We start from the raw sequence: 25,610 nt of genomic DNA, 5'->3' as shown, positions 1-25,610 counted from the left end.
GTACGAGGACACGATCGAGGAGAGAACTCACGTTCGGGACCTGTGCGTGTCGCCAAAAACGGAGCCCCGGCGTCCTCTCACGAGGACGCCGGGGCTCCGCTGTCGTGATCGGGCCGTCAGCCGCTGGTACCGCCGAAGATGTTGGTACCGCCGTTGTTGCCGCCGTTGTTGTTCTGGGCGGTGGCGAACAGGGTGATCGTGTCGCCCTTGTTGGCGGTGCTGCCGGGGGAGGGCGACGAGGTGACGACGGTGGCGTTGTCGTCCTGAGAACCCTGGACGTTGACCTGGAGGCCGAGGTTCTGGAGCTCGTTCCGGGCGTCCTTCAAAGTCTTGCCCGAAATGTCCTGTGGAATCTGCACCTGCTGGTTCTCTTGGACCTTGCCGACGTTGATCGTCACCGCAGTGTTCTTCTGGACCTGCTGGCCGACCGCCGGGTTGGTCGAGATGACCTTGCCGTCCTGGGTGGCGTCGGTGACGGGAGTGTCGGCACAGGTCGGGACCAGGCCCAGGGACTGCAGCTCGCTCTTCGCGTCATCGCAGGACTTGCCGGCGATGTCGGAGGGGATGGCGACCTTGTCCGGGGCCTTGGCGACCTCCAGGGTGACGGTCGAGCCCTTCTCCTTCTCGGTGCCCGGGTCGGGGTTCTGGCTCAGGACCGTGCCCTCGGTCTGGGTGGAGACGGTCTTGGTGACCTTGACCTTGAAGCCCTTGTTCTCCAGTTGCGTGGTGGCGTCGTCGATGCTCTTGCCGATCACGTTGTCCACGGCGACCTTCGGCGCCCCCGTCGACACCACCAGGCTGATGGTGTCGCCCTTCTTGACGTTCGAGTTCGGTGCCGGGTCCTGGGAGCAGACGCTGCCCTTGGGCTGGTCGGCGCAGGTCTTTCGTGTCGGTGCCGCCAGCTTCAGGCCCGAATTCACGGCCATCTTCTGTGCGTCCGAGTACGTGGAACCCACGAAGTTCGGGGCGGCGAAGGGTTTGTCCCCGCCGTTGCCGCTGACCACCCATTTTCCGATCAGGACGGAGCCGACCAGCACCAGGATGCCGGCGACCACGAGCAGGATCGTGGATGTGTTGCTCTTCTTCTGCTGGCGGCGGCGGTCCGGGCGGTCGTCGTAGCCGTAGCCGCCGTCGTCCGGGTTCATGGGCGGGAGCATGGTGGTCGCGCCGGCGTCCGCGCGCAGTGCGGTGGTCGCCTGGTCGTCCGGGTAGCCGCCGTAGCCCACGGAGCCCATCGCCGCGGTGGCGGCGACCGGCTGGCCGTCCAGGCAGGCCTCGATGTCGGCGCGCATCTCGTCGGCCGACTGATAGCGGTAGTTCGGGTCCTTGACCAGGGCCCGGAGGACGATCGCGTCCATCTCCGGGGTGATCTCGGGGTCGAAGACCGACGGGGGCTGCGGTTCCTCCCGTACGTGCTGGTAGGCCACCGCCACCGGGCTGTCGCCCACGAACGGCGGCCGTACCGTCAGCAGCTCGTAGAGCAGGCAGCCTGTCGAGTAGAGGTCCGAGCGGGCGTCGACCTGCTCGCCCTTGGCCTGCTCGGGAGACAGGTACTGGGCGGTGCCGATGACCGCGGCCGTCTGGGTCATGGTCATGCCGGAGTCGCCCATGGCGCGGGCGATGCCGAAGTCCATCACCTTGACCTGGCCGTTGCGCGTCAGCATGACGTTCGCCGGCTTGATGTCCCGGTGGACGATGCCGCTGCGGTGCGCGTACTCCAGGCCCTGGAGGATGCCGATGGTCATTTCCATCGCGCGCTCGGGGAGGAGTTTGCGTCCGGAGTGGAGCAGCTCGCGCAGGGTCGAGCCCTCCACGTACTCCATGACGATGTACGGGATCGAGACCCCGTCGATGTAGTCCTCGCCCGTGTCGTAGACCGCGACGATCGCGGGGTGGTTGAGCGAGGCGGCAGACTGGGCCTCCCGGCGGAACCGGGCTTGGAAGGACGGATCACGCGCGAGGTCCACGCGCAGCGTCTTCACCGCCACCGCGCGGCCGAGCCGGGTGTCATGCGCGAGGTAGACCTCCGCCATGCCACCACGGCCGAGCACGTGGCCCAGCTCGTACCGGCCGCCGAGGCGACGCGGCTCTTCCATAGCTACCTACCAGCCCTCTCCGTGGGTCCCGACCGGCACGGGTGTGCGGTCGGAGGCTGCCGTCCGGGCCTACCGTACCCGGCTGTGTTTGTGTGACCTGGCCAAGCCCGTAACCCGATACAGGACCGGTATCGCAACGTGCACCGATGTGAAGGGAACGTGAGCGGGGTCACTTCTTGGAGTTGATGACCGCCTCCATCACACTCTTCGCGATCGGGGCCGCGAGGCCGCCGCCGGAGATGTCGTCACGGTTGGCCTGGTCGTCCTCGATCACCACGGCGACGGCGACCGGCTTGCTGCCGTCGGGGAGCTTGGCGTAGGAGATGAACCAGGCGTACGGGTTCTCGCTGTTCTCCACACCGTGCTGGGCGGTGCCGGTCTTGCCGCCGACGGTGACGCCGTTGATCTGCGCGTTCTTGCCGGTGCCGTCCTTGACGACCGTCTCCATCATCGACTGGAGGATCTGGGCGTTGGAGGAGGTCAGCGGCTGGCTCAGTTCCTGGGGGTCGGTCTGCGAGATGGTGTCGAGGCCCGGCGACTGAAGCTTATCGATCATGTACGGCTTCATCAGCTTGCCGTCGTTGGCGACCGCGGAGGCGACCATGGCCATCTGCAGCGGGGTCGCGGCGGTGTTGTACTGGCCGATCGAGGACAGCGCGGTCTGCGACTGGTTCATGTTGTCGGAGAAGACCGAGGCGCTGGAGCGGACCGGGGTGAACTGCTGGGCGTCGAAGCCGAACTTCTTGGCCTCGGCGAGCATCTTGTCGTTGCCGAGGTCGGCGCCGATCTTGCCGAAGACGGTGTTGCAGGAGAACTGCAGCGCGATCCGCATGGTCGCGTTCTTGCAGGGGATGTTGCCCTCGTTCTTCAGCTCGGTGGTGGTGCCGGGCATGACGTACGGCAGTGGCGAGTTGGTGGCCTGGTCGGCCGAGTTGTACAGCCCGTTCTCCAGCGCGGCCGAGGCGGTGACCACCTTGAAGGTGGAGCCCGGCGGGTAGGTCTCGCGCAGCGCCCGGTTCAGCATCGGGTCGTTCGGGTTGTATGTCTTCTGCAGCTTCTTCCAGGCCGTGGCGTCGGTGTCCGAGGTGCCGGCGAAGGCCGAGGGGTCGTACGACGGGTAGGAGGCGAGGGCCAGGATCTTGCCCGTGGAGGGGTCGAGGGCGACGACCGCGCCCTTGCCGCCCTGTGTCTTCAGGCCGTTGTACGCGGCCTTCTGGGCGGCCGCGTTGAGCGTGGTGACGACGTTGCCGCCCGACTTCTGCTTGCCCGTGATCATGTCGAGGGTGTTGCGGAAGAAGAGCCGGTCGTCGTTGCCGGTGAGGATGCCGTCTTCCAGGTTCTCCAGCTGGGTGGCGCCGAAGGCCTGGGAGGCGAAGCCGGTGACCGGGGCCCACATGGGACCGTTCTTGTACGTGCGCTTGTACTTCAGGTCGTTGAGACCGGAGGAACTCGACGCGGTGGAGCCGGTGATGGGGCTGCCGTCGACGATGATGTCGCCACGCGGTGTGGAGTAACGGGCGATCGTGACGCGGCGGTTGGCCGTGTCCTCGCGGAGGCTGTCGGCCTTGACGTACTGGAGCCAGTTGTCGCGCAGCAGCAGGGTGAGGACCAGGAGGCCGCAGAAGATCGCGATCCGGCGTAGGGGCTTGTTCATGACGGGCGGACCACCTGGGTCATCTCGGCGTCGGGGTTGGCTGCTGGGGCCGGGGCCGGGCGGCGGGCGGTGTCGCTGATGCGGATGAGGATGCCGATCAGTGCCCAGTTGGCGATGACGGAGGAACCGCCGTACGCCACGAACGGCATCGTCATACCGGTGAGCGGGATGAGGCCCATGACACCGCCGGCGACGACGAAGACCTGGAGGGCGAAGGCGCCGGAGAGGCCGATGGCGAGCAGCTTGCCGAATGGGTCGCGGGCGGCGAGGGCGGTGCGTACGCCACGCTCCACGATCAGGCCGTAGAGCAGCAGGAACGCCATGATGCCGGCCAGGCCGAGCTCCTCGCCGAAGGTGGCGAGGATGAAGTCGGAGTTGGCGGCGAACCGGATGAGGTCGGAGTGGCCCTGGCCGAGGCCGGTGCCGAGGGTGCCGCCGGAGCCGAACGCCCACAGGGCCTGCATCGCCTGCTCGGAGTGGCCGACGACGCCCTTCTGGGAGAGCTTGTACTCGTTCATCGGGCTGAGCCAGGCCTGGACGCGCTGCTGGACGTGCGGTTCGAAGCTGGCCACGCCGACCGCGCCGGCCGCGGCCATCAGCAGACCGAAGACGATCCAGCTGGTCCGCTCGGTGGCGACGTACAGCATGATGACGAACATTCCGAAGAACAGCAGCGAGGTACCGAGGTCGGTCTCGAACACCAGGATGAGGATCGACATGAACCAGACGACCAGGATCGGTCCGAGGTCGCGGCCGCGCGGCAGGTACAGGCCCATGAAGCGGCGGCTGGCGAGTGCGAGGGCGTCCCGTTTGACCATCAGGTAGCCGGCGAAGAAGATCGCGAGGACGATCTTGGCGAACTCGCCGGGCTGGATGGAGAAGCCCGCGACGGAGATCCAGATCTTGGCGCCGTAGATGTTCTGGCCGAGGCCCGGTACGAGCGGCAGCAGCAGCAGGAAGAGCGCGCCGACCATGGAGATGTAGGTGTAGCGCTGCAGGACGCGGTGGTCCTTGAGGAAGATCAGCACGACGATGAACAGCGCGATGCCCATCGCGGTGTACAGCAGCTGCCGTGGTGCCGCGGTGCCCGCCTGTTTGATCGTCTGCAGCAGTTTGGACTGGTCGAGTCTCCAGATGACGACCAGGCCGAGGCCGTTGAGCAGGGTGGCCAGCGGCAGCAGCAGGGGGTCCGCGTAGGGGGCGAACTTGCGGACGGCGAGGTGGGCGACGCCGGCCAGGAGGCCGAGGCCCAGTCCGTAGCTCAGCAGTCCCGCGGGGACCTTGTCGTTGATGGCCAGGCCCACGTTGGCGTAGGCGAACACCGGGATGGCGACGGCGAACACCAGGAGCGCGAGCTCGGTGTTGCGGCGGCTCGGTGTGCCGATGGAGCCGATCGTGGACGTCTGGTTCGTCGACGTGTTGGTAGTACTGCTCATCGTGTGACGGGGCCTCTCACGGCTTGCCTACTGCTTACCGCACAGCGAGACGACCTTCTGCTCATCCTCCGAGAGAGTGGGGCCGGGGCTGGGGGTGGCGGTCGCTGAGGTGGACGGGGACGGTGACGCCGTGGAGGACGCCGATTTCGACGGTGTGGGCGAGGCCTTGGACGTGAGAGAGGTCTTGGTGGTTCCCGTGGTGCCTCCGGCCTCGCCCTGGCCCGTCTTGGAGTTGGCCTTGGACTCGGACGCGGTGCGTTCCGACTCCTTCTGGCAGGCGGAGGCCTGCACGGCCAGCTCTTGGACCTTCGACTGGGCGTCGGTGAGACCGCCCTCGGCGATGGTGGCCTTGACCTGCTTCTGCTGGTACGGCGGCAGGTACTTGAGTTCGATCTCGGGGTGGTCCTGCTGCACCTTCGAAAGCGAGACCCAGGCCAGGTCCTGGCTGATGCCCTGGTACAGCGCGACGTGCTCGCCGTTGGCGCCGACGTAGTACTGCGTCTGCGTCCAGCGCCAGCCGCCGTACACGCCCCCGCCGATGACGGCGAGGGCGAGCACGCTGTAGAAGGATCTCTTCAGCCACTTCCGCCCCTTGCGGGGCTTGATGAAGTCGTCGTCGGTGTAGTCGCCGTAGCTGCCGGCCGGGACGTATCCGGTGGTGTCGTCGGAGCCGGGCGGGCCGAACTCGCCGCCTCCGCCCTGGCCGGGGACCGGGCGGCCGAGGCTCGCGGCACGGCCCGCGGGGGTCTGCATGAAGCCGTTGTCGTGCAGGTGCTGCTGGTTCTCGGCGACGGCACCGACCACGACCGGGGTGTCGGAGAGCTGTCCGGCGAGGGTGTCGCCGGTGTCCAGGTCGAGGACGTCGGCGATGATCACGGTGATGTTGTCGGGGCCGCCGCCGCGCAGGGCGAGCTGGATCAGCTCCTGAACGGTCTCCTGCGGGCCCTGGTAGCTGGCGAGGGTCTCCTCCAGGGTCTGGTGGGAGACGACCCCGGAGAGTCCGTCGGAGCAGATGAGGTAACGGTCGCCGGCGCGGACCTCGCGGATGGAGAGGTCGGGTTCGACGTGCTCGCCGCTGCCCAGCGCGCGCATCAGCAGGGAGCGCTGCGGGTGGGTGGTGGCCTCTTCCTCGGTGATGCGGCCCTCGTCGACGAGCCGCTGCACCCAGGTGTGGTCCTGGGTGATCTGCGTGAGCACACCGTCACGCAGCAGATACGCCCGTGAGTCGCCGACGTGCACGAGTCCGAGCCGCTGCCCGGTCCACAGCAGGGCGGTGAGGGTGGTCCCCATGCCTTCCAGCTGCGGGTCCTCCTCGACCATGGCGCGCAGCTGGTCGTTGGCGCGCTGCACGGCGTGGCCGAGGGAGGTGAGGATGTCGGAGCCGGGCACGTCGTCGTCGAGCGTGACCAGGGTGGAGATCACCTCGGAGGAGGCGACCTCACCGGCGGCCTGGCCGCCCATGCCGTCGGCGATGGCGAGCAGGCGGGGACCGGCGTAACCGGAGTCCTCGTTGCCCTCCCGGATCATGCCTTTGTGCGATCCGGCGGCGAAGCGCAGTGACAGACTCATGCGCACCTCGCCCGTCGGCTCCGGATACATCCGCACGGTGCCCACCCTCCGGTCGGGAGCGCGCAAAGGACCGGTGTCCGGTCCGCCGCTGCGTGCTCGCTCCGCTCGCGCCTACTCATGATGTAGCACTACTTCCGCAGCTCGATGACGGTTTTGCCGATGCGGATCGGCGCGCCCAGCGGGATCGGTGTGGGTGTCGTCAGCCGGGACCGGTCCAGGTACGTGCCGTTGGTCGACCCGAGGTCCTCGACGATCCACTGGCCGTCGCGGTCCGGGTAGATCCTGGCATGGCGGCTGGAGGCGTAGTCGTCGTCCAGCACGATCGTGGAGTCGTGGGCGCGGCCCAGGGTGATGGTCTGGCCCTGGAGCGCGACGGTCGTCCCGGTCAGGGTGCCCTCGCTGACGACCAGCTTGCTGGGGGCGTTGCGCCGGCGTCCGCCGCTCGCGGGCTGCTGGGCGCGCTGCTGCGGGGGTGCGGCCTGCTGTCGGGCGGCGGGCTGCTGCCGGCGTCCTTCTTCCCTACGCGATCCGCGCTGGGTGACGCGCGTACCGAACAGGTCGCTGCGGATGACCTGCACGGCCACGATCACGAACAGCCACAGTACGGCCAGGAAACCCAGCCGCATGACCGTGAGGGTCAGCTCTGACATTGCCCCCGCTTCACCCTTCGGCTTGCCGGTAAATGATGGTGGTGCTGCCCACGACGATCCGCGAGCCGTCGCGGAGCGTAGCGCGGGTGGTGTGCTGCCCGTCCACCACGATGCCGTTGGTGGATCCGAGATCCTGGATCGTCGAGGGCGTTCCGGTCCGGATCTCGCAGTGCCGGCGGGAGACGCCGGGGTCGTCGATCCGCACGTCGGCCTCGGTGCTGCGGCCCAGCACGAGTGTCGCGCGGGAGATCTGGTGGCGGGTGCCGTTGATCTCGATCCAGTAGCGGGTACGGGAGCCGGGCGCCGGGGCGCCCACCGGTCCGGAGGGGCCGGCGGGCCGCTGGCCGGCGGGCTGGGTCGGCTGTGGGTAGCCGTAGCCGCCAGGGCGCTGCGGGGCGCCGGGCGGTGGTGCGCTCGGCATCGGCGGGGCGCCGGAGCCCGGCTGCGGGTAGCCGTAGCCGGCCGGCCGCTGCGGGGCGCCGCCCGCGGGGGCGCGCTCCGGGGCCTGCTGGTTGCTGGAGGAGGCGAGCGTGCGGCTGCGCACCCGGTACAGGCCGGTGTCGAGGTCCTCGGCCTTCTCCAGGTTGACCTTGATCGGCCCCATGAAGGTGTAGCGCTGCTGCTTGGCGTAGTCGCGGACCATTCCGGCGAGCTCGTCGCCGAGTTGCCCGGAGTAGGGGCTCAGGCGCTCGAAGTCGGGGGCGCTCAGCTCCACGATGAAGTCATTGGGTACGACGGTCCGGTCGCGGTTCCAGATGGTCGCGTTGTTGTCGCATTCGCGCTGCAGTGCGCCGGCGATCTCCACGGGCTGGACCTCGGACTTGAACACCTTGGCGAAGGTGCCGTTGACCAGACCTTCGAGACGCTGCTCGAACTTCTTCAGGACTCCCACAGGGCACCTCCTCTGTCGCCTTGCCCGTACTGCTGCTGCTTCCGTTACCGCTCACTGATCGTATCTACGCGCCCGGCAATCAGCCGGTTCCCCGAGTGGCTCCCCTTCGAACTCCTCCGCGCGCTTCTCCTGTCAAGGATCCGCGTGTCTTCTGCACAGGATCGTAGAGGTGGCCCACGACCAGTGTCCCGCACCTGACTGTGGACCCGATCCGTCTCCGGGGCAGATGGGCAGGACCGGTACGAGGTTGATACGTGAACGACGGCTGCCCGGTACGTGGGCGCAGGGTGGCCGCTGCCCAGGAAAAGGGGATGTGAACCCACCCTGTCCCACGTGCTAGTGTTCTCGATGTCGGAAGGGGCCAGCCCGCAAAAAACGGGGCCGGGACCGGAGGACACACCCAATGCGCGGGTGGCGGAATAGGCAGACGCGCTGGATTCAGGTTCCAGTGCCCGCAAGGGCGTGGGGGTTCAACTCCCCCCTCGCGCACAGAGATACCGATGAACGGGTCTCTGCCAGTGACGGAAGTCACGGCAGGGGCCCGTTTCTCGTTGTGGTCGGGTTGTGAGGGATCGCACAGCCCGAGGCCGGACGCGGCTGGTCGCGTCAGTGAGCGATGTCACGGACGCGACTCGTCACAGCGGTTGCCAGGCCGCCCCTTCGACGTGCGGTCGTACCCGGCCGAAGACCACGTCCGCGAAGTGGATGCCGAAGCCCAGGGTGTCCGGGCGCCCGAGTTCGGCGATCAGGCGGCGGCGGTGGCGTTCGGACTGGGCGGGGTCGTCGTCGTGGCCGGCGGACCACTCGGGGTGGCGTACCTGGAGGGGGGAGAGCAGGGCGTCGCCGAAGGCGAGCAGGCGGGTGCCGCGGGAGGCGATGACGAAGCCGGTGTGGCCCGCGGTATGGCCGGGCAGCGCCAGCGCGTGGACGCCGGGAAAGATCTCCTCGCCGGGCAGCACCAGCCGCGTCCGGGATTCCATGGCCGTCGCCGCGGGGCCGCGGTGGTCCCACTCGCCCTTGGGGACCATGAAGGCGGCCCGGGTGAAGAGGGTCGGCTCGACGCGGGCCCAACCGATGTGGTCGGGGTGCAGGTGGGTGAAGGCCACGGTCTCGATGTCCTGCGGCGGCCGTCCGAGCAGGGCCAGGTTGCCCGGCAGCGCGCCGCCGTGCACCGCGCCCCGGTGGGGGTGGCCGGGTTCCTCCGGCACCGCGCGCGGGCCGAACCCGGCGTCGATCAGCAGGGCCCGGCCGCCGTGCTCGACGAGCAGGCCGCCGGTGTTGGCGACCAGTCGGCGGGTGTCGTTGAGGTAGGCGCCGTACCCGGCCCGGTGCCGGTCCGGGTCAGTGGGCAGAGAGCCGGCCGGCTTCAGCAGCATGGCCCCGTCGGGCACATAGCTGACCTTCAGCTCTCCCACGCGCAGGGTGCGCACCGCGGAGGGCCTGCGCAGTCGGCTGTCGTTCACGGTTGGTCTCCTCCCGGGCGGCGACGGCGCCCGGCGCGGCTCGGATACGGGGGCGGCGCGTCCGTCCGCCGGATCGGGGCGGACGGACGCGCCGGGTGCGCGGACGGCGCCGGTGGGCGGCGCCGGGTGCCGGGCACGGGACGGCCTACGCCGCGGTCCGCTTGCGGAGCGTGGCGCCGACGAGCAGGGCACCGGTGAGGACGACGACACCGGCCGTGACCATGCCCGCGTGCAGTCCGCCCAGGATGTCGGCGCGGGACGGGGAGGCGCCCGAGGCGAGGGCGTTGGTGCGGGCGGCGGCGATGGCGCTGAGCCCGGAGACGCCGATCGCGGCCACGTACTGCGGCAGCTGCGACAGGCCGCCGACGACGCCCTGGTCCTGCTCGCTGACCCCCGAGGTCATGATGGTGATGAAGGACACCACGCTGAAGACGTGGCCGAGGCCCATGACCGAGGAAGTGACGAGCAGGGCGGCCAGGTTGACATGGACCGGCAGGGCGAACATCGCGACCGTGCCGACGCCCTGGATGAGCAGGCCGGCGCTCAGCACCTTCACCCCGCCGAACCGGCCCAGCAGCTTCGCGACGTACACGCCGCCGAGGGTCGCGGCCGCGCCCTCGCCGAGGTAGCTCAGACCCGCCTGCAGGGCGGTGAAGCCGAGCACGTCCTGCATGTACAGGCTCAGCAGCACGGTCGGACCGGCGCACATGCCGAAGGTGATGACGCCGAACAGTCCCGACCACTTCACGGTCGGCCGGTTCAGCACGGACAGCGGCACGAGCGGTTCCGGGTGGCGCCGCTCGACCAGCAGGAACGCGGCCAGCAGCACCAGGCCGCCGACGATCGGCCAGAAGGCCGCCGGGCGGGCCCAGCCCTGGTCGCCGCCGTTGGAGATGCCGTAGACCAGTCCGAACAGACCGGCCGTGGCCAGGATCGCGCCGGGGATGTCCATCCGCTTCGCGGCACCGGACTCGCGGATCGCCGGCAGGGTCACCGCGCCGGCCAGTGCCAGGAGGCCCATCACGCACAGCGCGACCATGGTCCAGCGCCAGCTGAAGCCGCTGGTGATGATGCCGCCGCCGAGTGCGCCGAGCACGAAGCCCAGCGACATGACGGCCCCGTTGAGACCCAGGGCGCGGGCGCGCTTGGGGCCCTCGGTGAAGTAGCCGGTCATCAGGGCGATGGCGGCCGGGGCGATCATCGCGGCGGCGGTGCCCTGGCCGATGCGGGTGGCGATCAGCACGCCGGGGCTGTTCGCGACGGCGGCACCGAGCGAGAACAGGGTGAACACGGCGACGCCGAGCGTGAACAGCCGCTTGCGGCCGATCAGGTCGGCGACCCGGGCGAACAGCGGCAGCAGGCTCGCCGAGGGCAGCAGGCTGGCGGTGGCCACCCACTGCAGAGTGCCGGCGGAGGAGAAGCCGAGGCCGCTGCCGATGTCGGGCAGGGCGACGGTGACGATGGAGAAGTCCAGGCCGCACATGAAGGTGGCGCAGCAGAGGGTGAGGAGCACCAGCCACTCGCGCGACGAGAAGGCGGTCGCCGCCGCGGCCGGCGCGGCGGCGGCCTCGGCGGCGGGACCGGCCGGTGCGCGTACGTCGCGGGCGGGTGAGGTGGGTGGCGAGGATGCGGTGACGGCCATGAGCGGGGTCCTTCCTGACGATCCGTATGGCCTGACCAGCTTCGAATCGGGGGACCTGCGCAACAAGAACGATCTGTGCAACGATCGATTCGCTGGGCTCATCGTCCAAGGTCGCGGAAATGAGGGGCGCGGGAATTCGGTCATGGAACGTCAGGAGATCGAGATCTTCCTGACTCTCGGCGAGGAGCTGCACTTCGGCCGTACCGCCGACCGCGTGGGGGTGTCGCAGAGCAGGGTCAGCCAGACCATCGCCCGGCTGGAGCGCCGGCTCGGCGCCAGACTGTTCGAGCGCACCAGCCGCCATGTCACGCTGACCGCCATCGGGGAACAGCTCAGGGACGACATCGCGCCGGCCTGGCAGGGGATCGAGGAAGCCGTCGCGAAGGCCATGGCGGCGGGCCGCGGTGTCACCGGCGCACTGCGGATCGGTTTCTCCGGCGCGTTCACGGGCCATCTGCTGCACAGCGTCGCCGAGGTGTTCGGCCGCCGGCATCCGGGCGTGGACGTGCAGATTCGGCAGGTGCAGATCTCGGACCCCTATGGTCCGCTGCGCGCCGGGGACGTGGAGCTCCAGGTCACCGAACCACCGGTGGCCGAGCCTGATCTGACGCTGGGTCCGGTACTGGTGTCGCAGCCCAGGGTGCTGTTGATGTCGTCGGCGCACCCGTTCGCGCGGCGCGAGTCGGTGAGCGTGGAGGACCTGGCGGAGGCGACGCTGCTGACGGTCGGCGGGAACGTGTCGGCGCAATGGCTGGACCACCATTTCCCGCGGCAGACGCCGTCGGGACGGCCCATTCCGCACGGGCAGGCGATCACGCACTGGGAGGACGCGCTCTCCCTCGTCCTCGCCGGCAAGGGCGTGACGCCGGTGGCGGCCGCGGGCGCGCACTACTACAGCCGGCCCGGCCTGGTCTTCAAGCCGTTCTCGGACGCCCCGCGCATCGACTACGCGTTCATCTGGCCCACCGGACACGAGACGGCCCGGCTACGTGCTTTCGTCCAGGCGGCGATGGGGCACGTCCGTGCGTTGGGCGGCCCGTCGCACGCCGTGGAGAGTCTGTGGGAGGGCGACGGCGCCTGAGGGGCCGTCCGGGGCCGTTCGGTGACTCCGGGTCAGGACAGCGCCCCGGCCCCGACGGCGGCGAGGTACCGCTGGTCGGGGCGGTCCTGGAGCATCACATGGTGCAAGGTCGTGGTGGACGGCGAGGGAGGGATGCCCAGGCCGTCGGTCATCCGGCGGCGCAGCGACTGGTAGACCTCCAGGGCCGCGGCACGGCGTCCCGAGGCGTAGAGCGCGCGCATCAACTGGGCGTGCGGGTTCTCGTGGTAGGGGTGGTCGCCGACCAGGGCGACGGCCTCGCCGACCGCCTCCTGGAAGCGCCGGCACAGCAGGGTGCGTGCGGGTTCCGGGGCCGGATGGGGGACCGCCCCGCCGGAACGGTCCGCAGGCCCGCGTGGTGGCGGTCGCCGGGCACAGCCTCGGCGAGTACTCGGCCCTGGTGGCCGCCGGGGTGCTGTCGGCGGCCGACGGCGCCTGGCTGGTGGGCGAGCGGGGCCGGGCCATGGCCGCGGCGGCCCGGCAGCGGCCGGGGGCGATGGCGGCCGTGATGGGCGGTGATCCGGCGCAGGCCACGGCCATGGTGGAGGCGGCCGTGATGGGCGGTGATCCGGCGCAGGCCACGGCCATGGTGGAGGCGGCCCGCGCGGACGGCGCCGAGCTGTGGGTGGCCAACCACAACAGACTCGTGCAGACGGTGATCGCCGGCAGCCGTACGGCCGTGGCGGCCACCGCCGCCCGCGCGGCCGAGGCCGGCCTGCGCTTACAGCGTCCTGCCGGTCACCGCCGCCTGCCACAGCCCCTGTATGGCGCCGGCCGGCACGGCGCTGCGCCGGGCTCCGGAGCTGACGGACTTCGCGACCGGGTCGGTCCCGGTGGTCGCCAACGTCGACGCCCGTGCTCACCAGGGCGGTGGCCACTGGCGGGAACTGAGCGCCCGTCAACTGGTCGGTCCGGTCGGCTGGGCGGACACCCTGCGCGTCCTGAACGAGGAGCTGGACGCCACCGCGTTCCTGGACATCGGCCCCGGCGCCACCCTCGCCGGCCTGGCCAGGCGCACCCTGCCGGAGGTCCCGGCCCACCGCTTCGCTGCCCCGGCCGCCCAGCCGGCCTGACCCGCAGGTGCGCGACGGGGGCGACCGCCCCGATTCGCCCGGACCGTCCCGAAGTTGTCCACAGGGTCTGACGTCTTCCGGCCCCCACCTGTACCGTCTCCACGAGTTGATGTTCGAGAGTGTGCGTGCGTGGCGTACGGGGGAGGCGGTCGGCGTGACCGGACGGGAAGAGCCGGCGACGGCCGGGGCGCGCAAGCTGCCCTCGCCGAAGGGCTTTGCGCAGTGGCCCCCGAAGGGCTCCCCCAAGCAGGAGGGCAAGGCGCTGCGTTCGGCGGTCCCGCGCGGCAGCCATCACGCCCTCGACCTGGACGGCTCCCGTCCGGACGCGGTGAGCGCGGTCGAGGAGTCCAACCGGGACCGTATCCCGGAGCTCGTCCCGATACGGGTCGGCAGGATGGCGGCGAGCCCGTTCGCGTTCCTGCGCGGTTCGGCCGGGCTGATGGCGCACGACCTGGCCCGCACCCCGATGACCAGGATCGCCACCCAGATATGCGGCGACGCCCACGCGGCCAACTTCGGTCTGTACGGCGACCCGCGCGGCGACCTCGTCATCGACCTGAACGACTTCGACGAGACGGTGTCCGGCCCCTGGGAGTGGGACCTCAAGCGGCTCGCCGCCTCCCTGGTGCTGGCCGGCCGGGAGGCGGGCGCCGACGAGGAGACGTGCCGCAAGGCGGCGGGCGACGCGGCCGGCGCCTACCGCCGCACCATGCGGCTGCTGGCCAGGCTTCCGGTCCTGGACGCGTGGAACGCGATAGCGGACGAGGAGCTGGTCTCCCACTCCGACGCCCACGACATGGTCGGCACCCTGCGCCGGGTCTCGGAGAAGGCCCGGGCCAACACCAGCGGCCGGTTCGCGGCCCGTTCCACCGAGCTCACCGAGGACGGCGGCCGCCGCTTCGTCGACGCCGCACCGGTGCTGCGCCGGGTCCCGGACGCGGAGGCGGAGGCGGTCACCGAGGCCCTGGAGCACTACATCGGCACGCTCTCCGAGGACCGCCACCCCCTCCTGTCCCGGCACACCCCGCACGATGTCGCCTTCCGCATAGTCGGCACCGGCAGCGTCGGCACCCGGTCCTATGTCGTCCTCCTCCTCGACCACCGCGGCGAGCCGCTGATCCTCCAGGTCAAGGAGGCCCGCCCGTCCGCGCTCGTCCCGCATCTGGTCACGGCGGGCTTCGACGCGCCGGCCGTCGACCACGAGGGCCGCCGGGTGGTGCTGGGCCAGAAGCGGATGCAGGTGGTCAGCGACATCCTGCTGGGCTGGACCACGGTGGACGGCCGCCCCTTCCAGGTCCGCCAGTTCCGCAACCGCAAGGGCAGCGTCGACCCGGCCGCCCTGTCCCCCGGCCAGATCGACGACTACGGCCGGATGACCGGCGCCCTGCTGGCCCGCGCCCACTCCCACAGCGCCGACCCGCGCCTGATCGCCGGCTACTGCGGCAAGAGCGAGGAGCTGGACGAGGCGATGGCGGACTTCGCGGTGACCTACGCCGACCGCACGGAGGCGGACCACGGGGACCTGGTGGCCGCGGTGCGCGCGGGGCGGATCGCGGCGGAGCTCGGGGTGTGAGCCCCGCAGATGGTGACGTACGTCGAAGCGGATGAGGTGCCGAGGTGAAGTACGTCGAGATCGACGAGGGCGGGGCCGCGGTCTCCATCGACCCCGGGCCCTACCTGGCGCGGCTGCCGGAACTCGCCGGAGGCCTGCCACCCGGTGCCCGCGCCTTCGCCACCGACCCGCGCCACTACGAGTTCGGCGGCCGTCGCTGTGTGAAGGACCTGCGCCCGCTGGACATGCGCCGCACGGCCCCCGCCGACATCGAGATCCGCTTCGGCCACAACTGCTTCAAGCACGACGAGGACCTGATCGTGCGCTACTCGGGCGTCTCCCGTTTCCAGACGGACATCCTGGGCTCCTGCGACCTCACCTCGCTCGGCGAGGTCATCCTCGACGAGATCCTCCCGCACCCCGACGGCTGCACCCACGAGCTGGCCTGCCGCCCCGGCACCCTGGTCGTGGCCTGCACGGACCTGGTCGCACAGTGGGTCCCGGCCACCGATGACGACGACAGGCCCTAGGCTGGTCGGGTGACGACCCCGGAAGCTGAGCAGTCCCAGGCACCGCGGCCCGAGGAACGCCTGGAGCGGGCCGTACGGGCCGCCGAGCAGGCGTTGATCGAGTACGAGATCGCGGTGGAGACCTTCCGCGTCGAGGTCGAGAATTTCTCCCGGCTGCACGAACAGAAACTCGGCCCCGTCTACCTCCGCCTCGAAGAGCTGGACGCGCGGATCGCCGAGGCGAAGGCCGCCCGCACCGGCGACCCCGAGGACATCCGCGCCGCCGAGGAGGCCCGGGCCCGGGTCATGCCCATCCCCGGCGTCGAGGAACTGCTGCACGGCTGGATGGACGGCCACGGCCTGTTCCCGGAGGCCGCCGCCATGCTCACCGAGCAGGAGGTACGGCCCCCGCAGCGGGTGCGGCCCAGCGAGGAGGCCCGCCGCCTCTACCGGGAGCTGGCCCGCAAGGCCCACCCCGACCTGGTGCAGGAGGGGGCCGAGCAGGAGCGGCGTGAGGAATTCCTCACCCGGGTCAACGCGGCCTACGCCCGCGGCGACGAGGCCCTGCTGCGGGAACTCGCCGAGGAATGGGCGGCCGGCCCGGTCCCGCCGGAGCGCAAGCCGAGCCGCGCCGAGGAGCTGTACGCCCGCCTCGAATGGCTCGCCCAGCGCAAGGAACTGCTCACCCTCGTGGCCAGGGAACTGGAGGAGGGGCCCATCGCAGGTCTGCTCCGGCTGGCTCCCGAGGACCCCGACAGGCTTCTCGACGAGATCGCCGAGAAGCTCCACAAGGACGTCGCCGAGCGGGAGGCGGAGCTGGCCGCGCTGCTCATGCAGGAGTAGCGGTCCGGTAGCGTCGTAGCCATGAACTTCGCAGCGCGTGTGCCCACGGTCGAGGTCGCGGACCTCAAGGACGGCGACTTCCTGCTGGACGTCCGCGAGGACGACGAGTGGCAGGCGGGCCACGCCGCCGGTGCCCTGCACATCCCGATCAGCGAGTTCGTGGCCCGCTACGGCGAGCTCACCGAGGCCGCGCCCCAGGACGGCCGCGTCAACGTCATCTGCCGCTCCGGCGGCCGCTCGGCCCAGGTCACGATGTACCTGGTCCAGCAGGGCATCGACGCGGTGAACGTGGACGGCGGCATGCAGGTATGGCAGGCAGCGGGCCGAGAGATCGTGACGGACACGGGCGAGCCGGGGTTCGTGGTCTGAAGCGTCCCGTAGGGGCGCGGGGAACTGCGCGACCAGCCCCACCGGCCGGCATCGAACGCACGACCGAACGCCCCCCCGATCCCTCATCCCACCTATCCCAATGGATGCGCGGCCAGCAGATCCCCCAGCGCCTCCTCATGCGCCCCCGCACCCCCGAGCGCCAGCTCAAGCTGCTTGGCCCACGCGTGATACCGGTGCAGCACATAATCCGTGTCGGCCCCGAACCCCCCGTGCAGATGCTGCGCGGTCTGCACCACCCGCCGCACACCCTCGGCCGCCCAGATCTTCGCCACCGCCACGTCCCCGGCCAGGGGCAGCGCTCCCGGCGCCCCTGAAGCGATCCGCCAGGCCGCCTGCCAGAGCGTCGCCTCCATGGCCCGCAGGTCGATGTACCGGTCGGCGGCCTGCACGGCCACCGCCTGGAACGTGGCGATCGGATGCCCGAACTGCTCCCGCTTCCCGGTGTACTCACTGGTCATCCGCAGCACCCGTTCACCGAGCCCGAGCGCCAGCGCGCACGTCCCGGTCGCCAGCAGCTCCCGCAGCCACTCCCAGGCCCCGGCCGCCGTCACCACGTCCCGCCCCGCGACCCGCGCCGACTCCAGCCGCAGCTCGCCGAGGCGTTCCCCGCTGGTCGACACCTGCTCGGCGAGCGCGACCCCGGCACCCGTCGGCGCCACCAGCGCCAGCACGCTCCGGTCGCCGTCGGTGTGCGCCGGTACGACGACGAGATCGGCGTCGTACGCCCATGGCACCGCCGTCTGCACCCCGTCCAGCACCCAGGTCTCCCCGTCCGGCCGGGCGGTCACGGCCAGTTCGGCCGGGTCGTGCCCGGTGCGCCCGCTCGCGGCGACGGTCAGCACCAGCTCCCCGCGCCCGGCCGGCGCCAGCAGCCGCGTCCCCAGCTCCTTGTCCCCGTAGGTCTGCAGAGCCGCCACGGCCGCGCTGTTCTCCAGCAGCGGCACCCGTGCCAGCACCTTCGCCGACTCCCGCAGCACCAGGCACAGCGCGATCGCGTCGAGCCCGGCCCCGCCGTACTCCTCGTCCAGCGGCAGGCTCAGCAGGTCCGCGCCCGCCAGCCTGTCCCACAGCTCCCGGTCGAAGCCCTCGGCGATGGCACCGGTGGTCAGCGCCGGGCTCGGCACCCCGTCCGGTGCCACCGCGGCGAGCACCCCCCGTGCAGCCTCGGCCGCCGCCAACTGCTCCTCGGTGAAGGTGAAGTCCACGGTTCTGTCCTCCCGGCGGATCCGGTGATCGGAAAGTGCCTGTCGGCGTGATCCGACGACGCGATCTGACGGTCCGTCAAGATAGGACAGGTTCTAGAAGAAGGGAACCGAAAAGCCCTGCGATCTCCGGCTCCTTGCGTCGTAGGCTGGCGCCCGTGTGTCCGCCAATGGGGGACGGACACCCTAGGGAGGACTCAATGGGGATCCGAAGCCTGACCCGCACCGAGGCCGAGCACCGCGCCGCGCTGATCTCGGTCGAGCGGTACGACGTGGACATCGACCTCACCGCCCTGCCCGACGGACCGGAGATCCGCTGTGTCTCCACCATCGCCTTCACCTGCCGGGAGCCCGGCGCGGAGACCTTCGTCGACTGCGCGGCCGAGGTCCGCGCCGCCACCCTGAACGGCACCCCCCTCACCCCCTCCGGCGACGGCCGTATCGCGCTGCCCGGCCTGGCCGCGCACAACGTGCTGTGCGTGGAGAGCGTCCAGGTCGACACCACCGCCAGTCCGGGCGTGCACAAGGCCGTCGACCCCGCCGACGGCGAGGCCTATGTGTGGACCAGCTTCGAACCGGACGAGGCCCGCTTTGTCTGGGCCTGCTTCGACCAGCCCGACCTCAAGGCCCCGCACGCCTTCACCGTCACGGCCCCGGCCGCCTGGACCGTCCTCAGCAACTCCGGCGACCCGAGCGTCGAGGAGCAGGGCGCGGCCCGCCGCTGGACCTTCCCGGACACCCCGCCGCTGTCGGTGTACAACACCGTCGTCAACGCGGGCCCCTTCCACGGGATCCGCCGCGAGGCCGGCGGCCACGACCTCGGCATCTACGCCCGCCGCTCGCTCGCCGAGGTCCTGGAACGCGACGCGGACGAGATCTTCACCCTCACCAGCCAGGGCCTCGCCTTCTTCGCCGAGGCCTTCGCGATGCCGTTCCCGCAGCGCAGGTACGACCAGGTGTTCATGCCCGAGTTCGGCGGCGCGATGGAGAACTACGGCTGTGTGACCTGGTCGGACGCGTTCCTGCGGCGGGCCGTGCCGACGCCCGCCGAACGCGAGCTGCTCGCGCTCGTGCTGCTGCACGAGATGGCGCACATGTGGTTCGGCAACATCGTCACCATGCGCTGGTGGGACGACCTCTGGCTGAACGAGGCCTTCGCCGAGTTCGCCTGCCACTGGGCCGCCGAGGGCGCCACCCGCTACACCGACGCCTGGGCCGGCCACCTCGCCGACGGCAAGCTCAAGGCCTACCTCTCCGACCAGGGCCCGGTGTCCCACCCGATCCACCAGCCCATCCACGATGTCGCCCAGGCCGCGTCGATCTTCGACAACATCACCTACCCCAAGGGCGCCTCCGTCCTCCAGCAGCTGATGACCTATGTCGGCGAGGACCGTTTCCGGACCGGCATGGCCGCCTACTTCGCCCGCCACGCCTGGGGCACCACCACCCTCCAGGACCTGATCGACGCGCTCGCCGAGGCCAGCGGCCGCGACCTGGCCACCTGGCGGAAAACCTGGCTGGAGACCGCCGGCACCGACCGCTTCACCCTGGAGCACGACGGTGACACCGTCACCCTGGTCGCCGACGGTACCCCGCGTCCCCAGGTCCTGGCGGTCGGCGCGTACGGCCGCGACGGCGACGCCCTCGCACGCACCGCCCTGGTCCGCGTCGAGGTGACCGAGCCGCGCACCCCGGTCACCGGGCTCCCCGCCACCGCAGACCTCCTGCTGATCAACGACGACGACCTCACCTTCGCCACCTCGCGCCCGGCCCCCGGCACCCGGGACACCCTCCTGCGCGCCGCGGCCCAGCTGCCCACGGCCATCTCCCGGGGTGCGGCCGCCGCCACCGTCTGGGACATGCTCACGGCCGGTGAGGCCACGGCGGCCGAGGCCGGGCACTGCCTCACCGCGGTCCTCGCCGCCGAGACGTCCGACGCCGTGATCGAGCCCTATCTGAACCTCGTCACGAACATCGCCGAACTCTGGGCCCCGACGGCCGAACGCCCCGCGCTGTCGCAGGCCGTGGCCGCGGTCTGCCGGCAGCTCGCCGCCGACCCGGGCCGCCGCCAGGTCGCCCTGCGCGGACTGGCCCGCGTGGGCGGCGCCGACGACCTCGGCTGGCTCCGCGACCGGGCCGGCGACGACATCGACCTGCGCTGGCGGGCCCTCGTCCGCGAGGCCGAACTCGGCGCCGACGTCGCCGCCGAGTCCACCGCCCTCCTCGAACGCGACCCCGACCCCGACGCCTGGGTCCGCGCCCTCACCGTCAGGGCCGCCCTTCCCGACCCGGCGGCGAAGGCCGAGGTCTGGCAGCGGCTGGCGGTGGACCGCGCGGTGCCCGTCGGGTCGGTCAACCCGGTGGCGGTGGCCTTCTGGCGCCCCGGCCAGAACGACCTGCTCGCCCCCTACGCCGAGCGCTATCTGGACACGATCCCGCAGCTGCACCAGGGCGGCATGATCCTGGCGATGGTCTATACCTCCCAGCTCTTCCCGCCGTACGCCGTCGACCCGGCGTACATCGAGAAGGCCCGGCAGTCGGCCCAGGACGCGGCCCCCGTGGTCCGCAAGACCCTCCTGGAACGCTCGGACGCGATCAGCCGCATGCTGCGGGCCCGCGGGTGACCCTCCCGGGCCGCCCGGCCGGCGTGAGGTGCGAGGTGTGGCTGTGATGTGAGATGTGGTTGTGATGTGAGGAGTCACCGGTGTGGAAAACCTTCGGCCCAGCCTGTGGACAACTCGTCGGCCGGGGGCCCGTAGATGGTCCCTGGAGGCCGTGTGACCTGCGATGACATCGGCGGGTAGGCACCGGCGGTGCGCCGCCGGTCCCGCTCGGAGTGGCGATGGACACGCTCCCGGGCTCCGCCACGGGGCTGCGCCCGGCGGCCGGTGCTGAGTACCGTTCCGTGCGAGTGCCGGGCAGCGGCACACCGGGCGGTCCCGGACCGGCCGTCCGGATCGGACAGCGGGATCGGGCGGCGGGATCGGGGAACGGGGCGGAATGGACGACGCGTACGACGCGTACGACGAGGACGCGGCCGCCCCGCAGGGGGCAGAAGGTCCGAGCGGGGCGCGTGCGGTGCGGCCCGGTGACCCCGCCGCGCCCGCGGGACCACCGCCGTCCGTCCCCCGCACCGGCGTCGCCGCCCTCTCCCCCCGCTACCAGGTCGGCGCGGCCCTCGCCCTGGCCCTGGTCGCGGTCGCCGCCTGTGTGCACCTCGGGATGGTGTTCCTGAGCGTGGCGCCGGCGAACACGGTCACCAAGCAGCACGGCAAGGCGATCGAGGAATGGGTGTATCCGGAGTTCGAGCAGAACTGGAAGCTCTTCGCGCCCAACCCGCTGCAGCAGAACATCGCGGTGCAGGTGCGCGCCGACGTGCTGATGCAGGACGGCACCACGACCACCACCGGCTGGAACGACCTGTCGGTCCAGGACGGCAAGGCCATCGACGGCAGTCTGCTGCCGAGCCACACCGTGCAGAACGAGCTGCGCCGGGCCTGGGACTTCTTCGTCACCACGCACGGCAACGACAACCGTCCCATCGGCCTGCGCGGCTCCCTCTCCGAGCAGTACCTGCGCCGGATCGTCGTGATGCGCATGTACCGGGGGGACGCGACCAGTGAGAAGGGCACCATCGAGCGCGTCCAGGTGCGCTCCAGCACCACCGACGTGCCCCCGCCGGACTGGAGAGGCGAGAAGGTCTCCGACAACCCCGTCTACCGGGTGCTGCCCTGGTGGAGGGTGACGGCGGACGAGGCGAACGGGGGTGTGCGGTGAGCCGTCTCGCCCTGTGTCTGTCCCGCGCCATCGCCCGGGTCACCGGGTCGGCCTTCGGCCCGTACCAGACGGCCGTCGTCCGTATCGGGTTCGCCGCCACCTGGCTGCTCTTCCTGTTGCGCGAGTACCCGCACCGCCAGGAGCTGTACGGCCCCGACGGCCCCTGGAGCTTCGGCCTCGCCCAGCAGCTGACCTCCGACAACCACGCCTTCACGGCGCTGCTGTCCTCCGACAGCCGGCTCTTCTTCGAGGTCTTCTACTTCCTGGCCGTGCTCACCAGTGCTCTGCTGCTGCTGGGCTGGCGCACCCGAACCACATCACTGCTGTTCATGGTCGGGGTGCTGTCCCTGCAGAACCGCAGCGTGTTCGTGGGCGACGGCGGCGACAACGTGCTGCACCTGATGTCCTTCTACCTGGTGTTCACCCGCTGCGGCCAGGTCTGGTCCCTGGACGCCCGCCGGGCGGTCCGCGCGAGCGCCGCACGCGCGCGTGGCGAGTTCGTCGCCCCCGACCGGGTGGGCCCGGCCCTGTGGGCGGTCTCCGGTCTGCTGCTGGTCGCGGCGGCCCTCACCGGCCGTACCGGAGGCGGCTGGCTGGTGCCGGCCCTCATGTGGGCTACCTGGGCGGGCGCCGCCCTGTGGTGGGCGGTGGGCCGCTGGGCACGCACAGCCGAGCCCCGGATCCTGCTGGACGTCATCGCGAACATCCTGCACAACGGCGCCCTGTTCGTGATCATGGCCGAGGCCTGCCTCATCTACGCCACCGCCGGCTGGTACAAGATCCAGGGTTCCCGCTGGCAGGACGGCACCGCCGTCTACTACCCGCTCCACCTGGACTACTTCTCACCCTGGCCGGCCCTCGCCGACCTGCTGTCCGCCAACGGCACGATGGTGATGCTGGTGACCTACGGGACGGTCATCGTCCAGGTCGCCTTCCCGTTCACGCTGTTCAACCGGCGGGTCAAGAACGTGCTGCTGGCCGCGATGATGACCGAGCATGCGGTGATCGCGGTCGTCCTCGGCCTGCCTTTCTTCTCCCTCGCCATGATCGCGGCGGACTCGGTCTTCCTGCCGACGTCCTTCCTGCTCGGGCTCGGCGGCTGGGCGGTACGCGCGCGTGCCCGCGTTTTCCGGCGGGGCGCCCCGTCACTGCCCCGTCCTCGCTCCCCGGAGGCCGACGAACAGCCCCGCGTAGGCTTCGGGGCATGACCGACCCCCTTGACCGCTGGGCACAGCTGGCGGGCTCCGCCGTGCTGCTCGACGGCTTCCACGCCCTCAAGCACGCCCTGCGCTTCGGCGCGGAGGTGCCGGTGGCGGTCACGACGGACCGGGAGGCGACCCTGGCCCTCGCGGCCGACCTCGCACCCGACGTCCGGGACGCGCTGGCCGCGCTGCTGACCGAGGTGACTGCGGAGTCGTACGCCAAGCTGGTCGCGCGCCCCCATCCGACGGGCGTCGCCGCGTTGGCCGTACGACCCTCCCGCGAGGCCAACCTCCGTGCGCTGGCCCGCGTCCCGCGCACGGCCCCGATCGTGGTCCTCGACGAGCCCCGCAACCTCGGCAACGCGGGCGCGGTGATCCGCCTGGCGGCGGGCTTCGGAGCGACGGGAGTGATCACGACCGGCACGCTCGATCCTTGGCATCCGACGGTCGTGCGGGGCGGTGCGGGGCTCCACTTCGCGACGGCGGTGGAACGGCTGACGGTGGCGGAGCTGCCGCAGGGCCCGCTGTTCGCCCTGGACCCGGAGGGCGAGGACGTCCGGGGCACGAAGCTCCCGGACGATGCCATCCTCGCCTTCGGCTCGGAGCGGACGGGTCTTTCACCGGAACTGCGAGCGAGGGCCGACCATCTCCTGCGGCTGCCGATGCGTCCCCAGGTGAGCAGCTACAACCTGGCGACGAGTGTCGCCATGACCCTGTTCCACTGGAGTGCCCCGTAAGGGGCGCGGGGCCGTGCCGGATATGCGGCTACCGCCGCGTGGGCGCGACCAGCCACAACGGACCCGCAGCTCCCCAAGACGACCGGCCACCCCAACGGCTACGCCTCCCTGCGCACCTCGATCACCCGGAACCGGTTCGCCACGAACGCGCCGTCCGTCAGGGCCGCGTTCGCCGCCGCATTGCCCCCGGACCCGTGGAAGTCCGAGAACGCCGCCGTCTGGTTCACATACACCCCGCCCACCAGGTTCAGCGACAGCTGGGCCGCCTCCTCCAGGCAGACCTCCTCCACGGCGCTCTCCACGTCCGCGTCGACCGTGTACGCCCCGACCGTCATCGCGCCCTTGTCCCGCACCGTCCGTCGCAGCAGGTCCACCGCGTCGGCGGCCGAGTCCACGGCGACGGCGAAGGACACCGGCCCGAAGCACTCGCTCATGTAGGCCGCCTCGTCGTCCGGCTTGGCCCCGTCCAGCTTGACGATCACCGGTGTGCGGACGACCGCGTCCGGGAATTCCGGGTTGGCGATCTCCCGGGAGGCCAGGGCGACCTCGCCGAGGCCGGCCGCGGCCTCCAGACGGGCCTTGACGTCGGGGTTGACGATCGCGCCGAGGAGCGCGTTCGCGCGGGCGTCGTCGCCGAGCAGACCGTCGACCGCGCGGGCGAGGTCGGCGACCACCTCGTCGTAGGTCCTGGGTCCCTCGTCGGTGCGGATGCCGTCGCGGGGGATCAGCAGGTTCTGCGGGGTCGTGCACATCTGGCCGCTGTACAGGGACAGCGAGAACGCCAGGTTGGAGAGCATCCCCTTGTAGTTGTCGGTGGACTCGACCAGCACCGTGTTGACGCCGGCCTTCTCCGTGTAGACCTGCGCCTGCCGGGCGTTGGTCTCCAGCCAGTCGCCGAAGGCGGTGGAACCCGTGTAGTCGATGATCCTGATCTCCGGGCGGGTGGCGAGCGTCTTCGCGATGCCCTCGCCGGGGCGCTCCGCCGTCAGGGCCACCAGGTTCGGGTCGTAGCCGGCCTCGGCGAGGACCTGGCGGGCGACCTGGACGGTGAGGGCGAGCGGGAGCACCGCGCGGGGGTGCGGCTTGACCAGGACCGCGTTGCCGGTGGCGAGGGAGGCGAACAGGCCCGGGTAGCCGTTCCACGTCGGGAACGTGTTGCAGCCGATGACCAGGGCGATCCCGCGCGGGACCGGCTTGAACGTCTTCGTCAGCGCGAGGGGGTCGCGCTTGCCCTGGGGCTTGGTCCACTCGGCCGTGTCGGGGGTGCGGACCTGCTCCACGTACGCGTACGCCACCGCCTCCAGGCCGCGGTCCTGGGCGTGCGGGCCGCCCGCCTGGAACGCCATCATGAACGCCTGGCCGCTGGTGTGCATGACCGCGTGCGCGAACTCGTGCGTCCGGTCGCTGATCCGCTTGAGGATCTCCAGACACACCACCGCGCGCGCCTCCGCGCCCGCGTCGCGCCACGCGCGCTGCCCGGCCTGCATGGCGGGAAGGAGCGTGTCGACGTCGGTGTGCGGGTAGGTCACGTCCAGGTCGATGCCGTACGGCGAGACCTCGCCGCCGACCCAGTCGTCGGTGCCGGGCTGGCCGAGGTCGATCCGGCCGCCGAGCAGGGCGTCGAAGGCGGCCTTGCCGGCCGCCGCGTCCAGGCTGCCGTGCTCGCCGTAGGCCTTGGGGTGCTCGGGGTGGGGGGACCAGTACGCGCGCGTGCGGATCGCCTCCAGCGCCTGGTCAAGCGTGGGCCGGTGCTTGGCGATCAGCTCGTGCACGGTGAGTTCGGCGGTCATGTGGGACCAACTCCTCGTCTGATGAGCTCCCCTT

At 71.1% G+C, this 25,610-nt stretch carries 21 protein-coding genes and 1 tRNA gene; 11 read left to right on the top strand and 11 right to left on the bottom strand.

What is annotated here, in order from left to right; translation table 11 throughout:
• Positions 1 to 116: 116 nt before the first annotated feature.
• The 6 genes from pknB to EDD90_RS27625 all read right to left on the bottom strand — a co-directional run bounded on the left by pknB (position 117) and on the right by EDD90_RS27625 (position 8,297).
• Positions 117 to 2,096, bottom strand: a complete 1,980-nt coding sequence (pknB, locus tag EDD90_RS27655) for a Stk1 family PASTA domain-containing Ser/Thr kinase (protein ID WP_123975688.1) — start codon at positions 2,094 to 2,096, stop codon at positions 117 to 119.
• 169 nt (positions 2,097 to 2,265) lie between these two features.
• The gene (locus EDD90_RS27645; RefSeq protein WP_123975687.1) at positions 2,266 to 3,750 is read right to left on the bottom strand and encodes a penicillin-binding protein 2; all 1,485 of its coding nucleotides are present in this window, start codon (positions 3,748 to 3,750) and stop codon (positions 2,266 to 2,268) included.
• Positions 3,747 to 5,186, bottom strand: coding sequence for an FtsW/RodA/SpoVE family cell cycle protein (locus EDD90_RS27640; RefSeq protein WP_123975686.1), 1,440 nt, complete (start codon positions 5,184 to 5,186; stop codon positions 3,747 to 3,749). Before EDD90_RS27640 ends, EDD90_RS27645 begins: the two co-directional genes overlap by 4 nt.
• 27 nt (positions 5,187 to 5,213) lie before the next feature.
• On the bottom strand, positions 5,214 to 6,785 hold the full coding sequence (locus EDD90_RS27635; RefSeq protein WP_123981717.1) for a Stp1/IreP family PP2C-type Ser/Thr phosphatase: 1,572 nt from the start codon (positions 6,783 to 6,785) through the stop codon (positions 5,214 to 5,216).
• A gap of 98 nt (positions 6,786 to 6,883) precedes the next feature.
• Positions 6,884 to 7,405 carry an FHA domain-containing protein gene (locus EDD90_RS27630; protein ID WP_123975685.1) on the bottom strand — a complete coding sequence of 174 codons (522 nt, stop codon included), beginning with the start codon at positions 7,403 to 7,405 and terminating at the stop codon, positions 6,884 to 6,886.
• Positions 7,406 to 7,415: 10 nt separating this feature from the next.
• A complete protein-coding gene (locus EDD90_RS27625; RefSeq protein ID WP_123975684.1) occupies positions 7,416 to 8,297 on the bottom strand; it encodes a DUF3662 and FHA domain-containing protein in 882 nt (293 codons plus the stop codon).
• 405 nt (positions 8,298 to 8,702) lie between these two features.
• Between EDD90_RS27625 and EDD90_RS27620 the strand changes: the two genes are divergently transcribed.
• Positions 8,703 to 8,786, top strand: a tRNA-Leu gene (locus tag EDD90_RS27620).
• 146 nt (positions 8,787 to 8,932) lie between these two features.
• Here EDD90_RS27620 and EDD90_RS27615 read toward each other — a convergent pair.
• On the bottom strand, positions 8,933 to 9,760 hold the full coding sequence (locus EDD90_RS27615; RefSeq protein ID WP_260328096.1) for an MBL fold metallo-hydrolase: 828 nt from the start codon (positions 9,758 to 9,760) through the stop codon (positions 8,933 to 8,935).
• 145 nt (positions 9,761 to 9,905) lie between these two features.
• Positions 9,906 to 11,402: an MFS transporter gene (locus tag EDD90_RS27610; RefSeq protein WP_123975683.1), complete on the bottom strand. Its 1,497-nt coding sequence runs from the start codon at positions 11,400 to 11,402 to the stop codon at positions 9,906 to 9,908.
• Positions 11,403 to 11,544: 142 nt separating this feature from the next.
• Here EDD90_RS27610 and EDD90_RS27605 point away from each other — a divergent pair, with 142 nt between their 5' ends.
• On the top strand, positions 11,545 to 12,483 hold the full coding sequence (locus EDD90_RS27605; protein WP_185149246.1) for a LysR family transcriptional regulator: 939 nt from the start codon (positions 11,545 to 11,547) through the stop codon (positions 12,481 to 12,483).
• A 32-nt stretch (positions 12,484 to 12,515) separates the two neighbouring features.
• On the opposite strand, the gene EDD90_RS58635 is transcribed toward EDD90_RS27605, so the two are convergent.
• The gene (locus EDD90_RS58635) at positions 12,516 to 13,256 is read right to left on the bottom strand and encodes an AfsR/SARP family transcriptional regulator (RefSeq protein WP_311737221.1); all 741 of its coding nucleotides are present in this window, start codon (positions 13,254 to 13,256) and stop codon (positions 12,516 to 12,518) included.
• Between the two features lie 9 nt (positions 13,257 to 13,265).
• On the opposite strand from EDD90_RS58635, the gene EDD90_RS27595 reads away from it, so the two are divergent.
• From EDD90_RS27595 to EDD90_RS27575, 5 genes are all read left to right on the top strand, one after another.
• Positions 13,266 to 13,574, top strand: a complete 309-nt coding sequence (locus EDD90_RS27595) for an ACP S-malonyltransferase (RefSeq protein ID WP_123975682.1) — start codon at positions 13,266 to 13,268, stop codon at positions 13,572 to 13,574.
• Between the two features lie 109 nt (positions 13,575 to 13,683).
• Positions 13,684 to 15,147 carry a DUF2252 domain-containing protein gene (locus EDD90_RS27590; protein ID WP_123975681.1) on the top strand — a complete coding sequence of 488 codons (1,464 nt, stop codon included), beginning with the start codon at positions 13,684 to 13,686 and terminating at the stop codon, positions 15,145 to 15,147.
• A 44-nt stretch (positions 15,148 to 15,191) separates the two neighbouring features.
• Complete coding sequence (locus EDD90_RS27585; RefSeq protein WP_123975680.1) at positions 15,192 to 15,656, top strand: hypothetical protein; 465 nt, start codon at positions 15,192 to 15,194, stop codon at positions 15,654 to 15,656.
• A gap of 9 nt (positions 15,657 to 15,665) precedes the next feature.
• On the top strand, positions 15,666 to 16,478 hold the full coding sequence (locus EDD90_RS27580; protein WP_123975679.1) for a hypothetical protein: 813 nt from the start codon (positions 15,666 to 15,668) through the stop codon (positions 16,476 to 16,478).
• A 39-nt stretch (positions 16,479 to 16,517) separates the two neighbouring features.
• Positions 16,518 to 16,847 (top strand): rhodanese-like domain-containing protein, encoded by a 330-nt coding sequence (locus tag EDD90_RS27575; protein ID WP_123981709.1) that lies wholly within the window; start codon positions 16,518 to 16,520, stop codon positions 16,845 to 16,847.
• 92 nt (positions 16,848 to 16,939) lie between these two features.
• Here EDD90_RS27575 and EDD90_RS27570 read toward each other — a convergent pair whose 3' ends face one another.
• The gene (locus EDD90_RS27570; protein WP_123975678.1) at positions 16,940 to 18,073 is read right to left on the bottom strand and encodes an acyl-CoA dehydrogenase family protein; all 1,134 of its coding nucleotides are present in this window, start codon (positions 18,071 to 18,073) and stop codon (positions 16,940 to 16,942) included.
• A gap of 197 nt (positions 18,074 to 18,270) precedes the next feature.
• Between EDD90_RS27570 and pepN the strand changes: the two genes are divergently transcribed.
• The 4 genes from pepN (at position 18,271) to EDD90_RS27550 (ending at position 23,786) form a co-directional block, all read left to right on the top strand.
• Positions 18,271 to 20,694 carry an aminopeptidase N gene (gene pepN / locus EDD90_RS27565; RefSeq protein WP_123975677.1) on the top strand — a complete coding sequence of 808 codons (2,424 nt, stop codon included), beginning with the start codon at positions 18,271 to 18,273 and terminating at the stop codon, positions 20,692 to 20,694.
• A 376-nt stretch (positions 20,695 to 21,070) separates the two neighbouring features.
• Complete coding sequence (locus tag EDD90_RS27560; RefSeq protein ID WP_123975676.1) at positions 21,071 to 21,847, top strand: DUF5819 family protein; 777 nt, start codon at positions 21,071 to 21,073, stop codon at positions 21,845 to 21,847.
• Positions 21,844 to 23,055 carry an HTTM domain-containing protein gene (locus tag EDD90_RS27555; RefSeq protein ID WP_123975675.1) on the top strand — a complete coding sequence of 404 codons (1,212 nt, stop codon included), beginning with the start codon at positions 21,844 to 21,846 and terminating at the stop codon, positions 23,053 to 23,055. Before EDD90_RS27560 ends, EDD90_RS27555 begins: the two co-directional genes overlap by 4 nt.
• Positions 23,052 to 23,786 carry an RNA methyltransferase gene (locus tag EDD90_RS27550; protein WP_123975674.1) on the top strand — a complete coding sequence of 245 codons (735 nt, stop codon included), beginning with the start codon at positions 23,052 to 23,054 and terminating at the stop codon, positions 23,784 to 23,786. The genes EDD90_RS27555 and EDD90_RS27550 overlap by 4 nt, the downstream gene beginning before the upstream one ends.
• 98 nt (positions 23,787 to 23,884) lie before the next feature.
• Here the strand turns inward: EDD90_RS27550 and paaN are convergent, their stop codons facing one another.
• A complete protein-coding gene (paaN, locus tag EDD90_RS27545) occupies positions 23,885 to 25,576 on the bottom strand; it encodes a phenylacetic acid degradation protein PaaN (RefSeq protein ID WP_123975673.1) in 1,692 nt (563 codons plus the stop codon).
• Positions 25,577 to 25,610 lie beyond the last annotated feature (34 nt).

Origin of the sequence: Streptomyces sp. Ag109_O5-1, from assembly GCF_003814875.1 — a bacterium.
Taxonomy (GTDB): domain Bacteria; phylum Actinomycetota; class Actinomycetes; order Streptomycetales; family Streptomycetaceae; genus Streptomyces; species Streptomyces sasae.
This window is presented reverse-complemented; position numbering and strand designations above follow the sequence as displayed.